This is a genomic window from Rahnella victoriana (genome assembly GCF_021276285.1).
Taxonomy (GTDB): Bacteria; Pseudomonadota; Gammaproteobacteria; order Enterobacterales; family Enterobacteriaceae; genus Rahnella; species Rahnella victoriana.
The window spans coordinates 1,094,384-1,111,735 of sequence record NZ_CP089919.1 but is presented as its reverse complement, the minus strand read 5'-3'; the positions used below and the strand labels follow the sequence as shown (position 1 = coordinate 1,111,735).

Sequence of the window (17,352 nt, the reverse complement as noted above, 5' to 3'; positions counted from 1 at the left end):
ATATTAAATCGGCAATCCGGATGAAACAATGAATCAAGACGATCAAGCAGATATTTCTGCGTCAACGCTGTACATCGTACCCACGCCAATTGGCAATTTAGGGGATATTACCCAACGCGCGCTGGCCGTTCTGAACAGTGTCGATTTGATTGCCGCAGAAGATACCCGCCATACCGGATTGCTGCTGCAACATTTCGCCATCAGCGCAAAAATGTATCCGCTGCATGACCACAACGAACAGCAGAAAGCCGAGCATTTACTGGCAAAATTGCAGGAAGGCCAGACCATTGCGCTGGTGTCGGATGCCGGTACACCGCTGATCAATGACCCCGGCTATCACCTTGTGCGTCGCTGCCGCGAAGCCGGGATCCGCGTGGTGCCGTTGCCCGGTGCCTGTGCGGCGATCACCGCGTTGTGTGCCGCCGGTTTACCTTCGGACCGTTTCTGTTACGAAGGGTTTCTGCCCGCCAAAACCAAATCCCGCAAGGATACGTTGCAGGCACTGATCGAAGAACCGCGCACGCTGATTTTCTACGAATCTACCCACCGCCTGTTGGACAGTTTGCAGGACATGGTGGAGGTCTGGGGGCCTGAGCGTTATGTGGTGCTGGCGCGGGAACTGACCAAAACCTGGGAAAATATTCACGGCGCGCCGGTGGGCGAACTGCTGGCGTGGGTGCAGGAAGTCGAAACGCGCCGTCGCGGCGAAATGGTGCTGATCGTTGAAGGCCATAAGGTGGATACCGAAGCCTTACCGGCGGAAGCCCTGCGCACACTGGCGTTGCTGCAAAAAGAACTGCCGCTGAAAAAAGCCGCCGCGCTGGCCGCCGAAATCCACGGCGTGAAAAAGAATGCGTTGTATAAATATGCGCTTGATGAGCAAGAGGGTGACAAATAGGGCGTAATACCCTATTATCCGCCGCGGAGTTGACCAGACAGTCGCCGCTTCTTTGCCGTCCCTTCCGGGGGAGACAGAAGGAGGGGAGGAAAGTCCGGGCTCCATAGGGCAGGGTGCCAGGTAACGCCTGGGAAGCGCGAGCTTACGACAAGTGCAACAGAGAGCAAACCGCCGATGGCCCGCGCAAGCGGGATCAGGTAAGGGTGAAAGGGTGCGGTAAGAGCGCACCGCGCGGCTGGCAACAGTCCGTGGCAGGGTAAACTCCACCCGGAGCAAGGCCAAATAGGGGTTCACATGGTACGGCCCGTACTGAACCCGGGTAGGCTGCTTGAGCCAGTGAGCGATTGCTGGCCTAGACGAATGACTGTCCACGACAGAACCCGGCTTAACGGTCAACTCCCTCGTCAAAAAGAAAGCCCGCGCAGAGCAATCTGCGCGGGCTTTCGTCTTTTTCCCCGTCACCCTTCAAACTGCTGGCGCGTTGGCTGCCCTTACTCACCCGAATCACTGACTTCAGTAAGTTCATCGGGATTCATTCGTTTACCGCCTTACTGCAATTTGAATGATTTAGGGGACGTTCTACACCGGCATATCAATCAGCAGCGCCCGTAATGGCGTGCTGGCAGAAACGGTCAGGCTGTTTTCCTGATGGATAAACGCGCCGTCGCCGCAGGCCAGTTTTTGTGATTCGTGGCTGACCGAACCCTGCGCGTTAATCTGCCCGTGAATGGACTGCAAATAGGCGCGGGGTCCGCGAACGGGCAAGGTTATCTCTTCCCCCGCCGCCAGTGTCAGCTGGTGGATCCAGACATTTTGCCGCAGTTGCAGGCTGCCCGTTTCGCCGTCCGGCGAGGCCAGCAGGAAATGCGCGGCCTCCGGCAGCACCATTTTCTGGGTTAACGGATTCTCATGTTCCGGGCAGGCATCCAGCCACAATTGCATGCGCGTCAGCGGCTGGCTGGCGCTGGTATTGAGTTCGCTGTACGTGACATTCGCCTGTGTCGACAGCAACGCCGCTTCACCGGCGCTGACCCGGATACTGTTCCCTTCGCTGTCGCGGTATTCCGCCGACCCCTGTAACACCAGATTCAGCACATCCACACGCGGATAGGTGCGTGGCTGGAAACTGGCACCGGGCGCCAGCACTTCCTGATTCAGGACGCGCAGGGACGCATAGCCCATCAGTTTAGGATCAAAGTAATGGCCGAAGGAAAATGTATACCGCGCCTGGAGCCAGCCAAAGTCAGCGGTACCGCACTCTTTTGCCGTTCTGCTGGTAATCATGGCGGTCGCCTCTCTTAAAAATTTCGATGTATAAATGGTAAGCGTCTGGACGTGTGATTGTTAGCCAGTTAATCTGGTCGCTATATTCAAATTTCCTGAAAGAGAAGAGAATGGCTAAGGATCGCGCACTCACACTGGAAGCCTTAAGGGTCATGGATGCGATTGACCGCAGAGGGAGTTTTGCCGCCGCCGCTGATGAGCTGGGCCGCGTCCCGTCTGCACTGAGCTACACCATGCAGAAACTGGAAGAAGAGCTGGACGTGGTGTTGTTTGACCGTTCAGGTCATCGGACAAAATTCACCAATGTTGGCCGGATGCTGCTCGAACGCGGGCGTGTGTTGCTGGAAGCCGCTGACAAACTGACGGTGGATGCCGAAGCGTTAGCACGCGGCTGGGAAACGCACATCACCATCGTTTGTGAAGCCTTATCGCCTGCCGCGCAGCTGTTCCCGCTGATTGAAAAACTGGCGCTGAAAGCCAATACGCAGGTTTCGCTGATCACCGAAGTGCTGGCCGGTGCGTGGGAGCGCCTCGAGCAGGGCCGCGCGGATATCGTGATCGCGCCGGATATGCATTTCCGTTCCTCGACTGAAATCAACAGCCGCAAACTGTATAAGCTGGTCAGCGTGTATGTGGCCGCGCCGGATCATCCGATCCATCTCGAAGCCGAGCCGTTGTCTGAAGTCAGCCGGGTGAAATACCGCGGGATTGCGGTGGCGGATACTGCCCGTGAGCGTCCGGTCTTAACCGTGCAGTTGCTGGATAAACAGCAGCGTCTGACCGTCAGTACCATTGAAGAGAAGCGCAAAGCCTTGCTGGCGGGATTAGGCGTGGCGACGATGCCTTATCCGATGGTAGAAAAAGACATCGAGGAAGGGCGTCTGCGGGTGGTGAGCGCGGAATATAACCGCGAAACTGACATTATCATGGCGTGGCGTCGTGACAGCATGGGCGAGGCAAAAGCCTGGTTCCTGCGGGAAATTCCCCGGTTACTGGCGACGCGGGAAGCGAAGTCATAGAGCAAGCCCCTACCCGCGCCTTCCCCCTGTGAAAGGGGAAGGCGCGGTACTAAATCAGAAACGGGTATCGCGGCCGTGCTCAGAGTCTAAATCCTGCGCCGGTCCGGTGGAAATGATGCCGTACGGATTGATGGTGGCGTGACTGCGGAAATAGTGATGACGGATGTGCGCGAAGTTCACCGTGTCGCGGATCCCCGGCATCTGGTAGATATCCCGCAGGAAACCGTACAGATTCGGGTAATCGCTGATGCGGTAGCGGTCGCATTTAAAGTGCGTGACGTACACCGGATCAAACCGCACCAGCGTGGTCCATAAACGCAGATCGGCTTCGGTCAGATGATTGCCGGTCAGATAGCGGTGCCTGCCCAGTAACTCCTCGGCGCGTTCCAGCGCAGCAAACACGCCATCAACCGCCTCATCATAGGCTTCCTGAGACGTCGCAAACCCTGCCTTGTACACGCCGTTGTTGATCTGCGGATACACCCACTCATTAATTGCATCAATCTCTGAGCGCAACGCCTGCGGATAATAATCCCCGGCTTTGGCGCCGGTGGCATCAAATGCACTGTTGAACATGCGGATGATATCGGCGGATTCATTGCTGACAATGGTCTGCTGTTTTTTATCCCACAGGATCGGCACAGTGACGCGGCCGGTGTAATCGTTCTGCGCCCGCAGATAGATTTCATAGGCGTAATTCAGATGATACAAATCATCGCCAGTGGCAGCCGGGAAGTCGGTACCAAATGTCCAGCCGTGTTCCAGCATCAGCGGATGCACCACAGACACCGGAATAATGTCTTCCAGACCTTTCAGGGTACGCATCAGTAAAGTGCGGTGCGCCCACGGACAGGCCAGCGAAACATACAAATGATAACGGTCGCGTTCAGCGGCAAAGCCCCCGACGCCATGCTCGCCCGGCGCGCCATCCGGTGTGATCCAGTTGCGGAACTGCGCTGCTGAACGTTTGAAATGACCGCCGGTCGATTTGGTGTCGTACCAGGTGTCCTGCCAAACGCCATTCACGAGTTGTCCCATGTTTCCTCCTTTCCCATCCTCCTTTGAGCCGCTTTGATGCAACCCGAATGATTCAGGGGAGATGTGCAGATACGTCATAAAAAAGGGCGAGGTGATAAATCACATCGCCCTGCAGGTATTCTTGTCTTATTTCATTATAGTCTGGTTACTGCGCCCTGGTGTCGGAGCAATTACCAGTTTTTCTTGATCAGGCGGTCGATGCTGAATGCGCCAGGACCGGAAGCAAACAGGACGAAGAAACCACCCGCGATGGACAGGTTTTTCATGAACATCATCTGGTTCACGCCCTGTGCAAAATCAGTGTGGAAGATCAGGGCGGTCAGGATAGTAAAGATGGCCGTGATCAGCGCAGTAGTACGGGTAAAGAAACCAAACAGAATCGCCAGACCGCCGCCGAATTCAAGCAGGATAGTCAGTGGCAGGAAGAAGCTTGGCACGCCCATGGATGTCATGTAACCCGCCGTTGCGGTGTAACCGTTAATTTTTCCCCAGCCTGCAACAATAAACAGAATTGGCATCAAAATACGGGCAACCAGTAAAGCTGTGTCGTTTAACTTGTTCATCATCATTCCTGTAGCCCAAATCAGGCTCAATTATTTAAGTATTACCGGTACGGTCGGAAAATGTTTCCTGCCGTTACCGCATCAGTTGATGACGAGATAATAAGTCGGATGAATAAGTTATGTTAGCAAGTAAATCTGTCTGAATGATTCAAATAAATTGAACAGCCACCAGATTGTTATTCAAAAAGAAAAGGGCTGCCTGTTTCCAGTCAGCCCTTTTTACAGGAAGGAGGTTGCGCTATTTGTTGCCGATGGTTTTACGGAACAATTTGACCGTACCCCAGATGCCGAAAGCACGCCGGGACCAGCGGATAACGGCACTGGGATGACGGATACCGTAAACCGCCAGCAGGCTTGAGCCTACGACCAGATATTTACGCATATCCACCAGCTTTACCCAGTAGTGATCCACTTTGGCAGTGGCCTCCAGCCAGTCTGAACCGGCCTGAGAAAGCTCGCCGCGCTGACGTTCAATCTTGCGCAGCAACCTGACTTTTTCGACAGCACGGTTCGGAATACTCATGGCTCGTCATCCTTTTCCAGCAGGGCACGATCGACGTCCAGTTGCTTACGGGTGAGGCTCAGCAGGGTTGAACGTTTGGCTTTCGCCAGCGTCATCGCGCCGAGGATCACGGCCAGAAGCAGTAAGACGCCGGTTGTCGTGGCTATCGCCGTCAGACGATAGGCCGGGTCAATAGCCCAGAATAAAACAACCAGCAGACTCATAAGACCAAAGGCAGTAAAGATCAGGGTAATGCCAGCCATGAGCAGCAATTGGAAAATATTGGCCTTTTCCTCTTCCAGCTCAACCACGGCCAGACGGACACGCGTTTCAACAATGCTCACCACCACGGTGGCGATGCGGGAAACGATGTCAAACAGCCCTTTACCCGGACCTTGCGGTGAAGGTTTGATCGGTTCAGGCATAATCAGCGACGGGCTAACAGAACGCCAATCACAACACCGACCGCGGCACCAATACCGACGCCCGTCCAGGGTTTTTCATGCACGTAATCGTCAGCTTTGCCGGCAATTTCTTTGGTCTGATAGGCAATTTTATCACCTGTATCGCTCAGACGTTCGCGGGTATCTTTCAGCAGGGATTCTGCTTTGCCACGCAGTTTGTCGAGTTCAGCTTTCGGCTTGTCGGTAGAGGTCTGGAGAACTTCTTCCAGGGTGTCCGCCAATGACTTGAGTTCAGCGCGCAGTTGTTCTGATGTATTACTAGCCATGTGTAAGTCACTCCATACGTTAACTGATTCGAACTTTTAACATAGCGGATATTCAGATGATCGCAAATGCGAATTGTCTGTTTCAAAAGGCAAGTTCACTGAAAAATCCGCTATGGCGTGAGACAAAATCTGTCAGGCTGACAAGCGATTAACGGCTTTCAGCCTCTTTCAGTTCAGACCTGGCTTCTTCCAGTTTTTGCTGTTTCTTGCTGATTTTCTCGTGATCACCGTTCGCCTGAGCTTCTTTCAGCTCCTGCTCACGTTCGGCAACTTTTTCACGTTTCTCTTCAACACGTTTCTGGTTTTCTGCTTTCAGACCCGCATCGGTGCAATGCGCCTGATTTTCGCGCAAGGCTTTCTCCAGACCGTCAACGCGGTTCTGGTTTTTATGCGCACGGGCTTCGTCGATCTGTTTCTGGATTTCCTGTTGCTTGGTCACGCAGCTTTCATGCTGAGGTGCGGCCAGAGCAGCGGTGGTGAACATTAAGGCAGGGACAAGCGTGAGGGCAGATAAAGTGAGTTTCATCGTCGGGCTTCCTTTTGACCATTAAGTGAGTGTGGCACTTAATTCCATTTGTTGATGTGTTTTTTGAATAACTAGCTGCTCAATCATATCACCACTGAATACATGGTGATATGAGACAAATCCTGAGCGCTGGCTTATCCGAACTTGAGGCGGTCACGATCCAGTTTCGCCACCCAGGCTTTGGCGTGCGGCGGTTCGCAGTACTGGATCACGAACCCGGCAGGTAAAATATCCTGCAACACGGTTTCGGCCATTTTGCGTTGTGAGGCGGAATCCAGCTGCACCACCAGACCGTCGTTAAGCGGGGTGATGCTTTTGATATGAATGCCGCGCTGACTCAGGCCCTGATAGACATAAAAACCGTCGGGTAGCGCGACGCCTGCTCTGGCAGGACGGATTTGCAGGGCGCTGGCCGGCGCCGGAAGACGGGACACCGCCAGCCCGAGCACCGCGGCCGTGGCCAGCAGCATCAGCACCACAGGCCAGATAAATGAACGTTTGAGAAATCTGCGGCTCATTATGCGTTTTTGCCTTTGTTCTGGCGGTCGGCGTGTTTTTTACGCCACAGCACCACAATCGAACCGACCAGTCCGCCGATCAACAACAGCACCGGCAACAGCATCAGGCAGTTCATCACCTGATCTTCATATTTCAGGAACAGCGGCGTTTTTCCGAGGAAATAGCCCAGCGACGTCAGGATCAGGATCCACAGCAATCCGCTGACCCAGTTGAAAAACTGAAAGCGGCTGTTGCTCAGGCCAGACAGACCGGCAATCGTGGGCAGCAGGGTGCGCACAAAGGCCAGAAAACGGCCCACTAACAGCGCGGAAAGCCCGTGTTTATGGAAAAGCGCATGGGCGCGTTCGTGATAATGCACCGGTAAATGTGCCAGCCAGCTCTGAACCAGCCTGGTGTTGCCGAGCCATTTCCCCTGTGCGTAACTCAGCCAGCAGCCCAGACTGGCGGCGCTGGTGAGCAGGAAAATCGTCAGCGGGAAATTCATCGCGTCTTTGGCAATCAGTACGCCAACCAAAATCAGCAGGCTGTCGCCCGGCAAAAACGCAGCGGGCAGCAAACCATTTTCCAGGAAAATAATCATGAATAAAATCAGGTACAACGCCCAGACCAACTGCGGATTAGCCAGGGTTTTATAATCTTGTTGCCACAAGGCATCGATAAGCGAACTGATAATTTCCATCTGTGTCGTAAAACTCCATCATTTGCAGTGGGTCAGCGAAAAAAACATCAGCGGAGAATGTGTCTCGACGCAGCCTGTTTTGCTGATAAGGTCGCCTCTTCCCTGGCGGGCTTTCTGGTCAAACGCGGTTCGGGGGTTTACACGTTTTTCGGCGTGTTACACACGGCCTGAACGGGTAAAAAAAGTGGTCTAACTGTAACAAAATAACAATACCTCAGACAGGTAAATATAGCGCGTTGCGACGGATCATTTAAGTCCGCAGCACGTTATGGAAAAGGGTTTTACATTGACTGACACTACCCGACAGTATCTGACAGGTGAGGGGGAGAAGGGCACAGAGGGAGTAAAAAGGCAGGTTGGGGAAGAAAACCTGCCTTAAGTGGAATTTATTTGCTGTTCAGCAAAGGCGGATCGAGATGAACGACCGGGTTTTCTGAATAAAGATAACGGTCTACGTTAAACTCGAAATCATCACTGGTGGCGCGGAAAAGCATTTGTTTGGTGTTTTCCAGATGCTGCCACATCGCCAGCTTGGCGGCGTGCGGATCACGACGGATCAACGCCTTGAGGATCAGATCGTGTTCCTCACACCAGCTTTCGATCGACTTCTCGTCGATGTGTTCATGCAGCTTGCGCCAGTAAGGGTTATGCAAACGCTGACTCCACATCTTCTCGACGATGGTGGCCAGTGCGTTGTTTTGCGTAGCCTGCGCGACCTGCACATGGAACTTCAAATCCCACTCAGAATCACGGAAGCGGTCTTCCTGCCGGGCGTGTTCCTGAATTTCCATCAGACGCATGATGTCCTGCTTGGTCACCTGCGTGGCGGCGAATTCAGCGATATTACTTTCGATTAACTGGCGTGCCTGCAACAACTCAAACGGACCGGCGGTGCCAAACTCGCTGCCGCAATCGGGCACGACAAGATGACGCTGCTGGTTTGACATCACATGAATTCCCGACCCTTTACGCACTTCTACATAACCTTCCACTTCCAGCATGATGATCGCTTCGCGCACCACGGTGCGGCTGACATCCATTTCATCCGAAATCAGACGTTCGGCAGGCAGCTTCTCGCCAACCGGATATAAACCTGTTTCGATGCGTTCCTTGAGCGTGGCAGCCAGTTGTTGATATAGGCGTCTGGTGTCTGTGGATTCCATATGAGTGCTCTTTAAAGTAGTGAAACCTGTAAGAAGTGAGTGTCGGACAGACCTGTGAACTTATTATACAAGTACCAGTATACGTTTTACGAAAGGTTGATGCACCGTGCATTAGCCAGAAAGGAGTGGGAGAAATGTCAGAAAAAAGCAAAGCCCGGTAAAGGATCTTACCGGGCTGATAACCGTGGATCAGGCTTTCGCAGCGTGCAGCGTAGCCGGTTGAGGTTCGACGGCTGAGCGGTTTTGCAACACAGTCCAGATGATGATGGCACCGAGCAGGTCGAAGACCGCAAGGGCTGCAAACAGCGGGCTGAAGCCGATGGTATCGGCCAGCGCACCCACCACCAGAGCGAACATGGTACTGGCCATCCAGGCCGCCATACCGGTCAGACCGTTGGCAGTCGCCACTTCGTTACGTCCGAACACGTCAGAGGAAAGCGTGATCAGCGCGCCGGACAGTGACTGGTGAGCAAAACCACCGACACACAGTAAAGCGATAGCGGCGTACGGGCTGGTGAACAGGCCGATCATGCCAGGGCCGATCATCAGTACCGCACCCAGCGTCACCACCATTTTACGGGAGACGATCAGGTTCACTTTGAAGTATTTCTGGAACAAGGGTGGCATATAACCGCCGAGGATACAGCCGAGGTCAGCAAACAGCATCGGCATCCAGGCAAACATCGCGATTTCTTTCAGGTTAAAGCCATACACCTTGAACATGAACAGCGGGATCCAGGCGTTGAATGTCCCCCAGGCTGGTTCAGCCAGAAAACGTGGCAGCGCAATGCCCCAGAACTGACGGTTACGCAGGATCTGCCAGGCAGACATTTTCTTGCCGTTGTCGGTCTGATGCTGTGCTTCCTGACCTTCCAGAATGTATTCACGCTCTTCAGGGCTGAGTTTCTTTTGATCTTTAGGATGCTTGTAGAAGACCAGCCAGCTCAGTGCCCAGATCAGGCTCAGCGCACCGGTAATGATGAAGGCTAACTGCCAGCTGTGCATCACGATACACCAGACGACCAGCGGCGGCGCAATCATCCCGCCGATAGAGGAACCGACGTTGAAGTAGCCGACGGCAATAGAACGTTCTTTTGCCGGGAACCATTCGCTGCTGGCTTTCAGACCGGCAGGGATCATTGCGGCTTCCGCCATACCGACCGCACCGCGGGCGATGGCCAGGCCACCCCAGCTGCTTGCCAGCGCGGTCGCCATACAGAAGACGGCCCACATCACGGCGAACATGGCGTAACCGACTTTGGTGCCCATGACGTCAAGGACATAACCGGCCACCGGCTGCATCAGGGTATAGCATGCGGAATAGGCGGCGATAATATAAGAATATTGCTGTGTGGTGATGTTCAGCTGGCTCATCAGCGTTGGCGCTGCGGCGGCAATGGCGTTACGTGTTAAATAACCTAATACAGTGCCGCATGTGACCAGTGCGATCATGTACCAGCGTAACCCTTTAATCTTACCCATTTAACTCTCTCCCAGTAAATAATCCGGCGATGACAGCGTCAGGCTGTCAGGGCGTATTTCTCACCACCTGTACAAGCATGGGGTTCTGGCTTTCCTTAACGTGTTTTCCGGGAATGTCGCCGCCAGATGATTTCACTGGGAGCTGCCCGTGCTATTACGCACTGCGTTATTGTTATCTGTGCGTAAGTGTCCGATGAACGTCCTGAACACCAGAATTACTGCTTCGCCATGGGCGGAGTGCGCCAGGGAAGTGTTTTGCCCGGGCAACAGCGAAAGGACGTGGCAGGTAATCTCTGACGCTCTTGTCCGGGCGATGCAAAGATAACTTGTCATACAGATTTAAAATTTGAATGACATCACAAAACCACATTTAAATTGTGTGGTTACTTAACTTTTTTAACTACAGACTTATTTACTTGATTTTACAATGAAAACTGCCTTTCGTTTGATCGGCTTCACACTTTTCCGCCCATGAGTAACAATGACAACCTGATTATCGAAACGTAATTGGTGTAACAACTTTACGAAACGATCACATTTAAAACGAACAGTTAATGAACGACCTTATTTGTTCGCTTATGAGAAAGAGGCTGTACAACGAATGAACGAACCGATCGCCTGCGCCTTGCTGTGCGGCGATCTGCCCTGGCAGGGAAGACGGCGGGACGGGGCGAAAGGCGCTATAAAGCCGAAATAAAGCGACAAAGGGGCTTTTGTCACATTTGGTACGAATTAACTTGTCATACAGATTTAAAGTTTGAGTAACATCACAAAATGACACTCTAATTGTGAGGATAATACGCACCAGTACCTGATGGTGATAAAGCCATTATTTTACAGCGAATTAGTTTGAGTTTTTGGAATGAAATCAGGCGTTTTAGCGGCTTTGCTGCGTTAAAAAGTACTGGACGATAGCTTAAATTGGTGTGATAACTTCGCACCATTGAGTGACAACTCTACAGAATTGATGATGAGGAACTTAAAATGGCGCAGTTTTTAACGGAAGACTTCCTTCTTGACACTGAATTCGCACGTCGCCTGTATCACGACTATGCGAAAGATGAGCCCATTTTTGACTACCACTGCCATTTGCCACCTGAGCTGATTGCGCAGGACTACAAATTCAAAAACCTGTATGACATCTGGCTGAAAGGCGATCACTACAAATGGCGCGCGATGCGTACCAATGGTGTGCCTGAGCGTATGTGTACAGGCGATGCCAGTGACCGTGAAAAATTTGATGCCTGGGCTGCAACGGTTCCTCACACGATCGGTAACCCGCTGTACCACTGGACGCACTTAGAACTGCGCCGTCCGTTCGGTATCACCGGAAAACTGCTTTCTCCGTCTACGGCGGGCGAAATCTGGGAACGCGGTAATGAACTGCTGGCGCAGGATCAATTCTCTGCCCGCGGCATCATGAAACAGATGAACGTGAAAATGGTCGGCACCACCGATGACCCGATCGATTCGCTGGAACATCATAAAGCTGTCGCACAAGATGCCGGTTTTGACATTAAAGTGCTGCCAAGCTGGCGTCCGGATAAAGCCTTCAACATTGAAGCGGCCACGTTCGTGGATTACATGAAGAAACTGGAAGCGGCGGCTGACGTCTCTATTACCCGTTTCAGCGATCTGCGTGATGCCCTGAAAAAACGTATGGATCACTTCGCGGCGCACGGTTGCAAAGTGTCTGACCACGCACTGGATGTGGTGGTGTACGGCGAAGCGGATGACGCCACGCTGGACGGCATTCTGGCCCGTCGTCTGAACGGCGAAACGCCAACTGCGCAGGAAATTGCCCAGTTCAAAACCGGCGTTCTGTTGTATCTGGCTTCTGAATATCAACGTCGTGAATGGGTACAGCAGTACCACATTGGCGCGCTGCGCAATAACAACACCCGTATGTTCCAGTTGATTGGTGCAGACGTCGGTTTCGACTCCATTAACGACCAGCCGCTGGCAGAACCGCTGTCCAAACTGCTGGGCGCGCAGGGTCTGGCCGGTGGCCTGCCAAAAACTATCCTGTATTGCCTGAACCCGCGTGATAACGAAGTGATCGGCACCATGGTCGGTAACTTCCAGGGCGAAGGGATGCCGGGCAAAATGCAGTTCGGTTCCGGCTGGTGGTTTAACGATCAGAAAGACGGCATGCAACGTCAGATGACCCAGCTTGCCAATCTGGGCTTACTGAGCCGTTTCGTCGGCATGCTGACTGACAGCCGCAGCTTCTTGTCCTATACGCGTCATGAATATTTCCGTCGCATCCTGTGCCAGATGATCGGCCGCTGGGTGGAAGATGGCGAAGCACCGGCAGATATCGAACTGCTGGGCAGCATGGTGAAAAATATCTGCTTCGATAATGCCAAACAGTATTTCCAGATTGAACTGAACTGATCTGCAAAAACTGAGCTTCATAGATTAAGTAGTTCGACGGAGCGCAGGTCCCTGCGCTCCTGAAATAAACACTGTAATAACAACTAACTATCCCAACAGAGAACGACGGCCACGGGGCATTTTTCCCGCCCTCAAAGACCGGAGTCTGAGCAAATTAAGGTGAATGTGAGATGCAAAGGTTAAATCGCCGTGACTTCCCTGGCCGTCAACATCCGGACAAAATTATCCAGTTTGGTGAAGGTAACTTTTTGCGGGCGTTTGTTGACTGGCAAATCGACCTGCTGAATGAACACACCGATCTGGACGCCGGGATCGTGGTCATTCGCCCGATTGATACCGACTTCCCACCTTCACTCAGCACGCAGGATGGTCTGTATACCACCATCATCAGCGGCCTGAACGAACAGGGTGAAACGGTGCGTGATACCCGCATCATCCGTTCCGTTAACCGCGAAATTAATATTTATCATCAGTTTGATGAGTATCTGGCGCTGGCCCGCGACCCGAATATCCGCTTCGTGTTCTCCAACACCACCGAAGCCGGTATCAGTTATGTAGAAAGCGATCGCCTTGAAGATGCGCCTCCGGCCAGTTTCCCGGCCAAACTGACCCGTTTGCTGTTTGAACGTTTCACGCATTTCTCCGGTGCGGCCGATAAAGGCTGGGTGCTGCTGCCTTGCGAACTGATCGACTATAACGGTGAAGCATTGCAGGAACTGGTGCTGCGTTACGCGCAACAATGGGCGTTGCCTGCGGCCTTCACGCAGTGGCTGGAAAACAGCAATACATTCTGTTCGACGCTGGTTGACCGCATCGTGACCGGTTATCCGCGCAGCGAAATTGACAGCCTGCAGGAAGAACTGGGCTATCAGGACAGCTTCTTTGACAGCGCCGAGCACTTCTACCTGTTCGTCATTCAGGGGCCAAAAAGTCTGGCTCAGGAACTGCGCCTGGACAAACTGCCGCTGAATATCCGTCTGGTTGACGACATCAAACCGTACAAAGAACGCAAAGTGGCGATCCTCAACGGCGCGCACACCGCGCTGGTGCCGGTGGCCTTCCTGTCAGGGCTGAATACCGTGGGCGAATCCATGAATGATCCGCAGATCAGCCGCTTTGTGGAACTGGCCATTGCCGAGGAAATCTCGCCGGTGCTGGATCTGCCGCAGGATGAACTGACGTCCTTTGCCCAGGCGGTACTCAGCCGTTTCCGCAACCCTTTCATTCAGCATCAGCTGCTGTCGATTGCCCTGAACGGCATGACCAAATACCGCACCCGTATTCTGCCGCAACTGCTGGCGAGTCAGGAAAAGAACCAGATGCTGCCTCCGCGTCTGACCTTTGCGCTGGCGGCACTGCTGGCGTTCTACCGTGGCGAGCGTCACGGTGAAATCTATCCGTTGCAGGACGATGCCCACTGGCTGAGCCGTTTCTCCGAACTCTGGGGCGATGTGCGCAGTGGCAGTCTGCCGCTGATCGGGCTGGTGGAAACCGTGCTGGCCGATGAAGAACACTGGGGACGTGACCTGAACACCGTGCCGGGTCTGACTGCCAAAGTCACCGAACAACTGCAGGCGATTGAAGACCGTGGCATGCGCGATGCGCTGGCGGCTTACAGCTAAGAGAGCGATCTATGCAAAGTATCATTCAAATTCATACCGCTGATAACGTTGCTGTCGCGCTGCGCGACATCGAAGCAGGCGAGCAGGTTGAAGCAGGCGGTTACACCGTCGTCCTGCCGCAGCCTGTGGCCCGTGGTCATAAATTCGCCCTCCGCCCGATTGCGGCGGGGGAGAACATTGTTAAATACGGTTTGCCGATCGGGCATGCGCTGGCGGCCATTGAGCCGGGTGTGCATATCCACTCACAAAACGGCAAAACCAATCTCAGCGATCTGGACGAATACCAGTATCAGCCGGATTTCGCCAGCCTGCCGGAACAGATGGCAGATCGCGATGTACAGATCTTCCGTCGTAAAAACGGACAGGTGGGGATCCGCAATGAATTGTGGCTGATCCCGACGGTGGGGTGCGTCAACGGGATCGCCCGTCAGATCCAGTCACGTTTCCTGAAAGAAACCAATGACGCGGAAGGCATCGATGGCGTTTTCCTGTTCACCCATCCGTTCGGTTGTTCACAGCTGGGCGACGACCATGTGAACACCCGCACCATGCTGCAAAACATGGTTCGTCATCCGAACGCGGGCGCGGTGCTGGTGATCGGCCTCGGTTGTGAAAACAATCAGGTGGACGTGTTCCGCGACACGCTGGGCGACGTTGACGAAGAGCGCGTGCGTTTCATGACGCTGCAAAAATTCGACGACGAAGTGGAAGCCGGTCTGGAACGTCTGCGCGAGCTGTATGCCGTGATGCGTGACGATAAACGCGTGCCGGGCAAACTCAGCGAACTGAAATTCGGTCTGGAATGTGGGGGTTCTGACGGCTTGTCCGGGATCACCGCCAACCCGCTGCTCGGCCGCTTCTCTGATTATGTGATCGCTAACGGCGGTACCTCCGTACTGACCGAAGTGCCGGAAATGTTTGGCGCGGAACGCATTCTGATGAGCCGCTGCCGCGATGAAGGCACGTTTGAAAAAACCGTTCACATGGTGAATGATTTCAAACAGTACTTTATCGAGCATAACCAGCCGATTTATGAGAATCCGTCTCCGGGTAACAAAGCCGGTGGCATCACCACGCTGGAAGAAAAATCCCTCGGCTGTACGCAGAAAGCCGGTCAAAGCCCGGTGATGGACGTGCTGAAATACGGCGAACGTCTGACCACGCCGGGTCTGAACCTGCTGAGTGCGCCGGGTAACGACGCCGTCGCCACCAGTGCGCTGGCCGGTGCCGGATGCCATATGGTGCTGTTCAGTACTGGCCGCGGTACGCCATACGGTGGTTTTGTGCCGACGGTGAAACTGGCGACTAACAGTGAACTGGCGACCAAAAAACCGCACTGGATCGATTTTGATGCCGGACGCCTGATCCACGATGTCAGCATGGATCAACTGCTGGGTGAATTTGTGGATCTGATCGTGGCGATCGCCGATGGGCGCAAAGCCAAAAACGAACTCAATGATTTCCGCGAATTAGCCATCTTTAAAAGCGGTGTCACATTGTAACCGGTCAAGTTTATCGTTAGGATGAAACGGCGTTTCAGTTATGAAGCGCCGTTTGCTTTTGCAGCGCAAGAACTCCACGTATGAGACTCCTGACAAATGACGTATTACTGGTTTGCCCAGTCAGTTGGTGTTGTGGCCTTCATGGTCGGCATCACGATGTTTTTCAACCGCAGCGACCGCCGCTTTAAACAACAACTTTCTGCTTACAGCGCCATTATCGGCGTGCATTTCCTGATGATGGGTGCTGCGCCTGCGGGCATGAGCGCCTTACTCAACTCCCTGCGCACACTGATTTCCCTGCGTACCCGTAACCAGTGGATCATGGTAATTTTCATCGTCCTGACGCTGGGATTAGGGCTAAGCCGCGCCCATCACTGGGTGGAGCTTTTGCCGGTCGGCGCCACGGTAGTCAGCACCTGGGCGCTGTTCCGCACCAGCGGGCTGACCACGCGATGCATAATGTGGTGCTCAACCTGCTGCTGGGTGGCGCACAACATCTGGCTCGGCTCGATCGGTGGCTCACTGATCGAAGGCAGTTTTCTGGTGATGAACGGTTTTAACATCATCCGCTTCCGTCGCCTGCAACTGCGCGGCATCGACCCGTTTGAGGTCGAGAAGAAGATAGTCCAGAAAATGGATGAAAATAAAGCAGCGGAGTGAGATATCACTCCGCCAGAAGCGGATTTACTCGTCTAATTTCAGCGGCGGTAACTGACCAAAAATGCTCAGCAAACCCTCGCCCCAGCCTTTGCGGATCATGTCGAAATACGGGTGCGTTTCGGTGATCCGGTGCTGCTGCGCGGCGCTGAAACTGTCGGTCGGATAGGTCATGACATCCAGCGGCAGGCCGACGGAAAGGTTGCTGCGCAGCGTCGAATCCATCGAAATCAGCGCACATTGCATCGCCTGATCCAGCGCGGTGTCGTAGTTCAGCACCCGGTCGATGATCGGTTTGCCGTACTTACTTTCGCCAATCTGGAAATACGGCGTGTCATGCGTGGCTTCGATGAAATTCCCCTGCGGATAAATATGAAACAGCCGCAGACCCTCGCCTTTGATCTGGCCGCCGAGCAACAGGTTACAGCTGAAATCGGTGTTGCCGCCCTGATTGGCACCGCTGTCCCGCGCAATCACTTCACGCACCGTTTCCCCCAGCAGGCTGGCGGCATCATACAGCGATTTCACGTTCAGCAGGTTTTCCCGTTCATCATCCAGACAGCTGCGGTGCAGCAGACTGATAATGCTCTGTGTGGTCGCCAGATTACCGGCGCTCTGGATCACCAGCACCCTCTCATCGCTTTGATGAAAGACATGCAGCTTGCGGAAAGTGGAAATATGGTCCACTCCGGCATTGGTGCGTGAATCTGAAACGAACACCAGGCCAGAGGATAAGCGCATGGCCACACAGTAAGTCATAAAAAAGTTTCC

The 17,352-nt window shown here is 53.7% G+C and carries 18 protein-coding genes and 1 other RNA gene; 7 read left to right on the top strand and 12 right to left on the bottom strand.

The features are described 5' to 3' along the window. The first annotated feature begins 28 nt into the window (after positions 1 to 28). Both rsmI and rnpB read left to right on the top strand, forming a co-directional pair. Complete coding sequence (gene rsmI / locus J9880_RS05145) at positions 29 to 898, top strand: 16S rRNA (cytidine(1402)-2'-O)-methyltransferase (protein WP_095924442.1); 870 nt, start codon at positions 29 to 31, stop codon at positions 896 to 898. A 25-nt stretch (positions 899 to 923) separates the two neighbouring features. Further along, positions 924 to 1,302, top strand: an RNA gene (gene rnpB, locus J9880_RS05140) — RNase P RNA component class A. A 175-nt stretch (positions 1,303 to 1,477) separates the two neighbouring features. On the opposite strand, the gene J9880_RS05135 is transcribed toward rnpB, so the two are convergent. Beyond that, entirely contained in the window at positions 1,478 to 2,182 is a 705-nt protein-coding gene (locus tag J9880_RS05135) for a pirin family protein (protein WP_095924443.1), read from the bottom strand. 110 nt (positions 2,183 to 2,292) lie between these two features. Here J9880_RS05135 and J9880_RS05130 point away from each other — a divergent pair, with 110 nt between their 5' ends. Continuing rightward, entirely contained in the window at positions 2,293 to 3,201 is a 909-nt protein-coding gene (locus J9880_RS05130; protein ID WP_095924445.1) for a LysR family transcriptional regulator, read from the top strand. Positions 3,202 to 3,255: 54 nt separating this feature from the next. On the opposite strand, the gene J9880_RS05125 is transcribed toward J9880_RS05130, so the two are convergent. From J9880_RS05125 to J9880_RS05080, 10 genes are all read right to left on the bottom strand, one after another. Beyond that, on the bottom strand, positions 3,256 to 4,239 hold the full coding sequence (locus J9880_RS05125) for a glutathione S-transferase family protein (protein ID WP_095924446.1): 984 nt from the start codon (positions 4,237 to 4,239) through the stop codon (positions 3,256 to 3,258). Between the two features lie 170 nt (positions 4,240 to 4,409). Further along, positions 4,410 to 4,802 (bottom strand): DoxX family protein, encoded by a 393-nt coding sequence (locus J9880_RS05120; RefSeq protein ID WP_095924447.1) that lies wholly within the window; start codon positions 4,800 to 4,802, stop codon positions 4,410 to 4,412. Between the two features lie 238 nt (positions 4,803 to 5,040). Continuing rightward, the gene (locus tag J9880_RS05115; protein ID WP_095924448.1) at positions 5,041 to 5,325 is read right to left on the bottom strand and encodes a YqjK-like family protein; all 285 of its coding nucleotides are present in this window, start codon (positions 5,323 to 5,325) and stop codon (positions 5,041 to 5,043) included. Next, a complete protein-coding gene (locus J9880_RS05110) occupies positions 5,322 to 5,729 on the bottom strand; it encodes a phage holin family protein (protein ID WP_095924449.1) in 408 nt (135 codons plus the stop codon). Before J9880_RS05110 ends, J9880_RS05115 begins: the two co-directional genes overlap by 4 nt. Before the next feature lie 2 nt (positions 5,730 to 5,731). Further along, positions 5,732 to 6,034 (bottom strand): DUF883 family protein, encoded by a 303-nt coding sequence (locus tag J9880_RS05105; protein ID WP_013577208.1) that lies wholly within the window; start codon positions 6,032 to 6,034, stop codon positions 5,732 to 5,734. A 148-nt stretch (positions 6,035 to 6,182) separates the two neighbouring features. Continuing rightward, positions 6,183 to 6,560 carry a DUF1090 domain-containing protein gene (locus J9880_RS05100; RefSeq protein WP_232770176.1) on the bottom strand — a complete coding sequence of 126 codons (378 nt, stop codon included), beginning with the start codon at positions 6,558 to 6,560 and terminating at the stop codon, positions 6,183 to 6,185. A 134-nt stretch (positions 6,561 to 6,694) separates the two neighbouring features. Further along, a complete protein-coding gene (gene mzrA, locus J9880_RS05095; RefSeq protein ID WP_095924451.1) occupies positions 6,695 to 7,078 on the bottom strand; it encodes an EnvZ/OmpR regulon moderator MzrA in 384 nt (127 codons plus the stop codon). After that, positions 7,078 to 7,758 carry a DedA family protein gene (locus J9880_RS05090; RefSeq protein ID WP_095924452.1) on the bottom strand — a complete coding sequence of 227 codons (681 nt, stop codon included), beginning with the start codon at positions 7,756 to 7,758 and terminating at the stop codon, positions 7,078 to 7,080. Before J9880_RS05090 ends, mzrA begins: the two co-directional genes overlap by 1 nt. 386 nt (positions 7,759 to 8,144) lie before the next feature. After that, positions 8,145 to 8,921: a transcriptional regulator ExuR gene (exuR, locus tag J9880_RS05085; RefSeq protein ID WP_095924453.1), complete on the bottom strand. Its 777-nt coding sequence runs from the start codon at positions 8,919 to 8,921 to the stop codon at positions 8,145 to 8,147. A 189-nt stretch (positions 8,922 to 9,110) separates the two neighbouring features. Further along, entirely contained in the window at positions 9,111 to 10,403 is a 1,293-nt protein-coding gene (locus J9880_RS05080; protein WP_095924454.1) for an MFS transporter, read from the bottom strand. A gap of 984 nt (positions 10,404 to 11,387) precedes the next feature. On the opposite strand from J9880_RS05080, the gene uxaC reads away from it, so the two are divergent. The 4 genes from uxaC to J9880_RS05060 all read left to right on the top strand — a co-directional run bounded on the left by uxaC (position 11,388) and on the right by J9880_RS05060 (position 16,584). Further along, on the top strand, positions 11,388 to 12,800 hold the full coding sequence (gene uxaC, locus J9880_RS05075) for a glucuronate isomerase (protein ID WP_119822431.1): 1,413 nt from the start codon (positions 11,388 to 11,390) through the stop codon (positions 12,798 to 12,800). Positions 12,801 to 12,970: 170 nt separating this feature from the next. Next, positions 12,971 to 14,422: a tagaturonate reductase gene (locus J9880_RS05070; RefSeq protein ID WP_095924456.1), complete on the top strand. Its 1,452-nt coding sequence runs from the start codon at positions 12,971 to 12,973 to the stop codon at positions 14,420 to 14,422. A gap of 11 nt (positions 14,423 to 14,433) precedes the next feature. Next, on the top strand, positions 14,434 to 15,924 hold the full coding sequence (locus J9880_RS05065) for a UxaA family hydrolase (protein ID WP_095924457.1): 1,491 nt from the start codon (positions 14,434 to 14,436) through the stop codon (positions 15,922 to 15,924). 96 nt (positions 15,925 to 16,020) lie between these two features. After that, positions 16,021 to 16,584 carry a YgjV family protein gene (locus tag J9880_RS05060; protein WP_119822432.1) on the top strand — a complete coding sequence of 188 codons (564 nt, stop codon included), beginning with the start codon at positions 16,021 to 16,023 and terminating at the stop codon, positions 16,582 to 16,584. 24 nt (positions 16,585 to 16,608) lie between these two features. Here the strand turns inward: J9880_RS05060 and J9880_RS05055 are convergent, their stop codons facing one another. Next, positions 16,609 to 17,340, bottom strand: coding sequence for a proteasome-type protease (locus J9880_RS05055; protein ID WP_232770175.1), 732 nt, complete (start codon positions 17,338 to 17,340; stop codon positions 16,609 to 16,611). Positions 17,341 to 17,352: the final 12 nt, after the last annotated feature.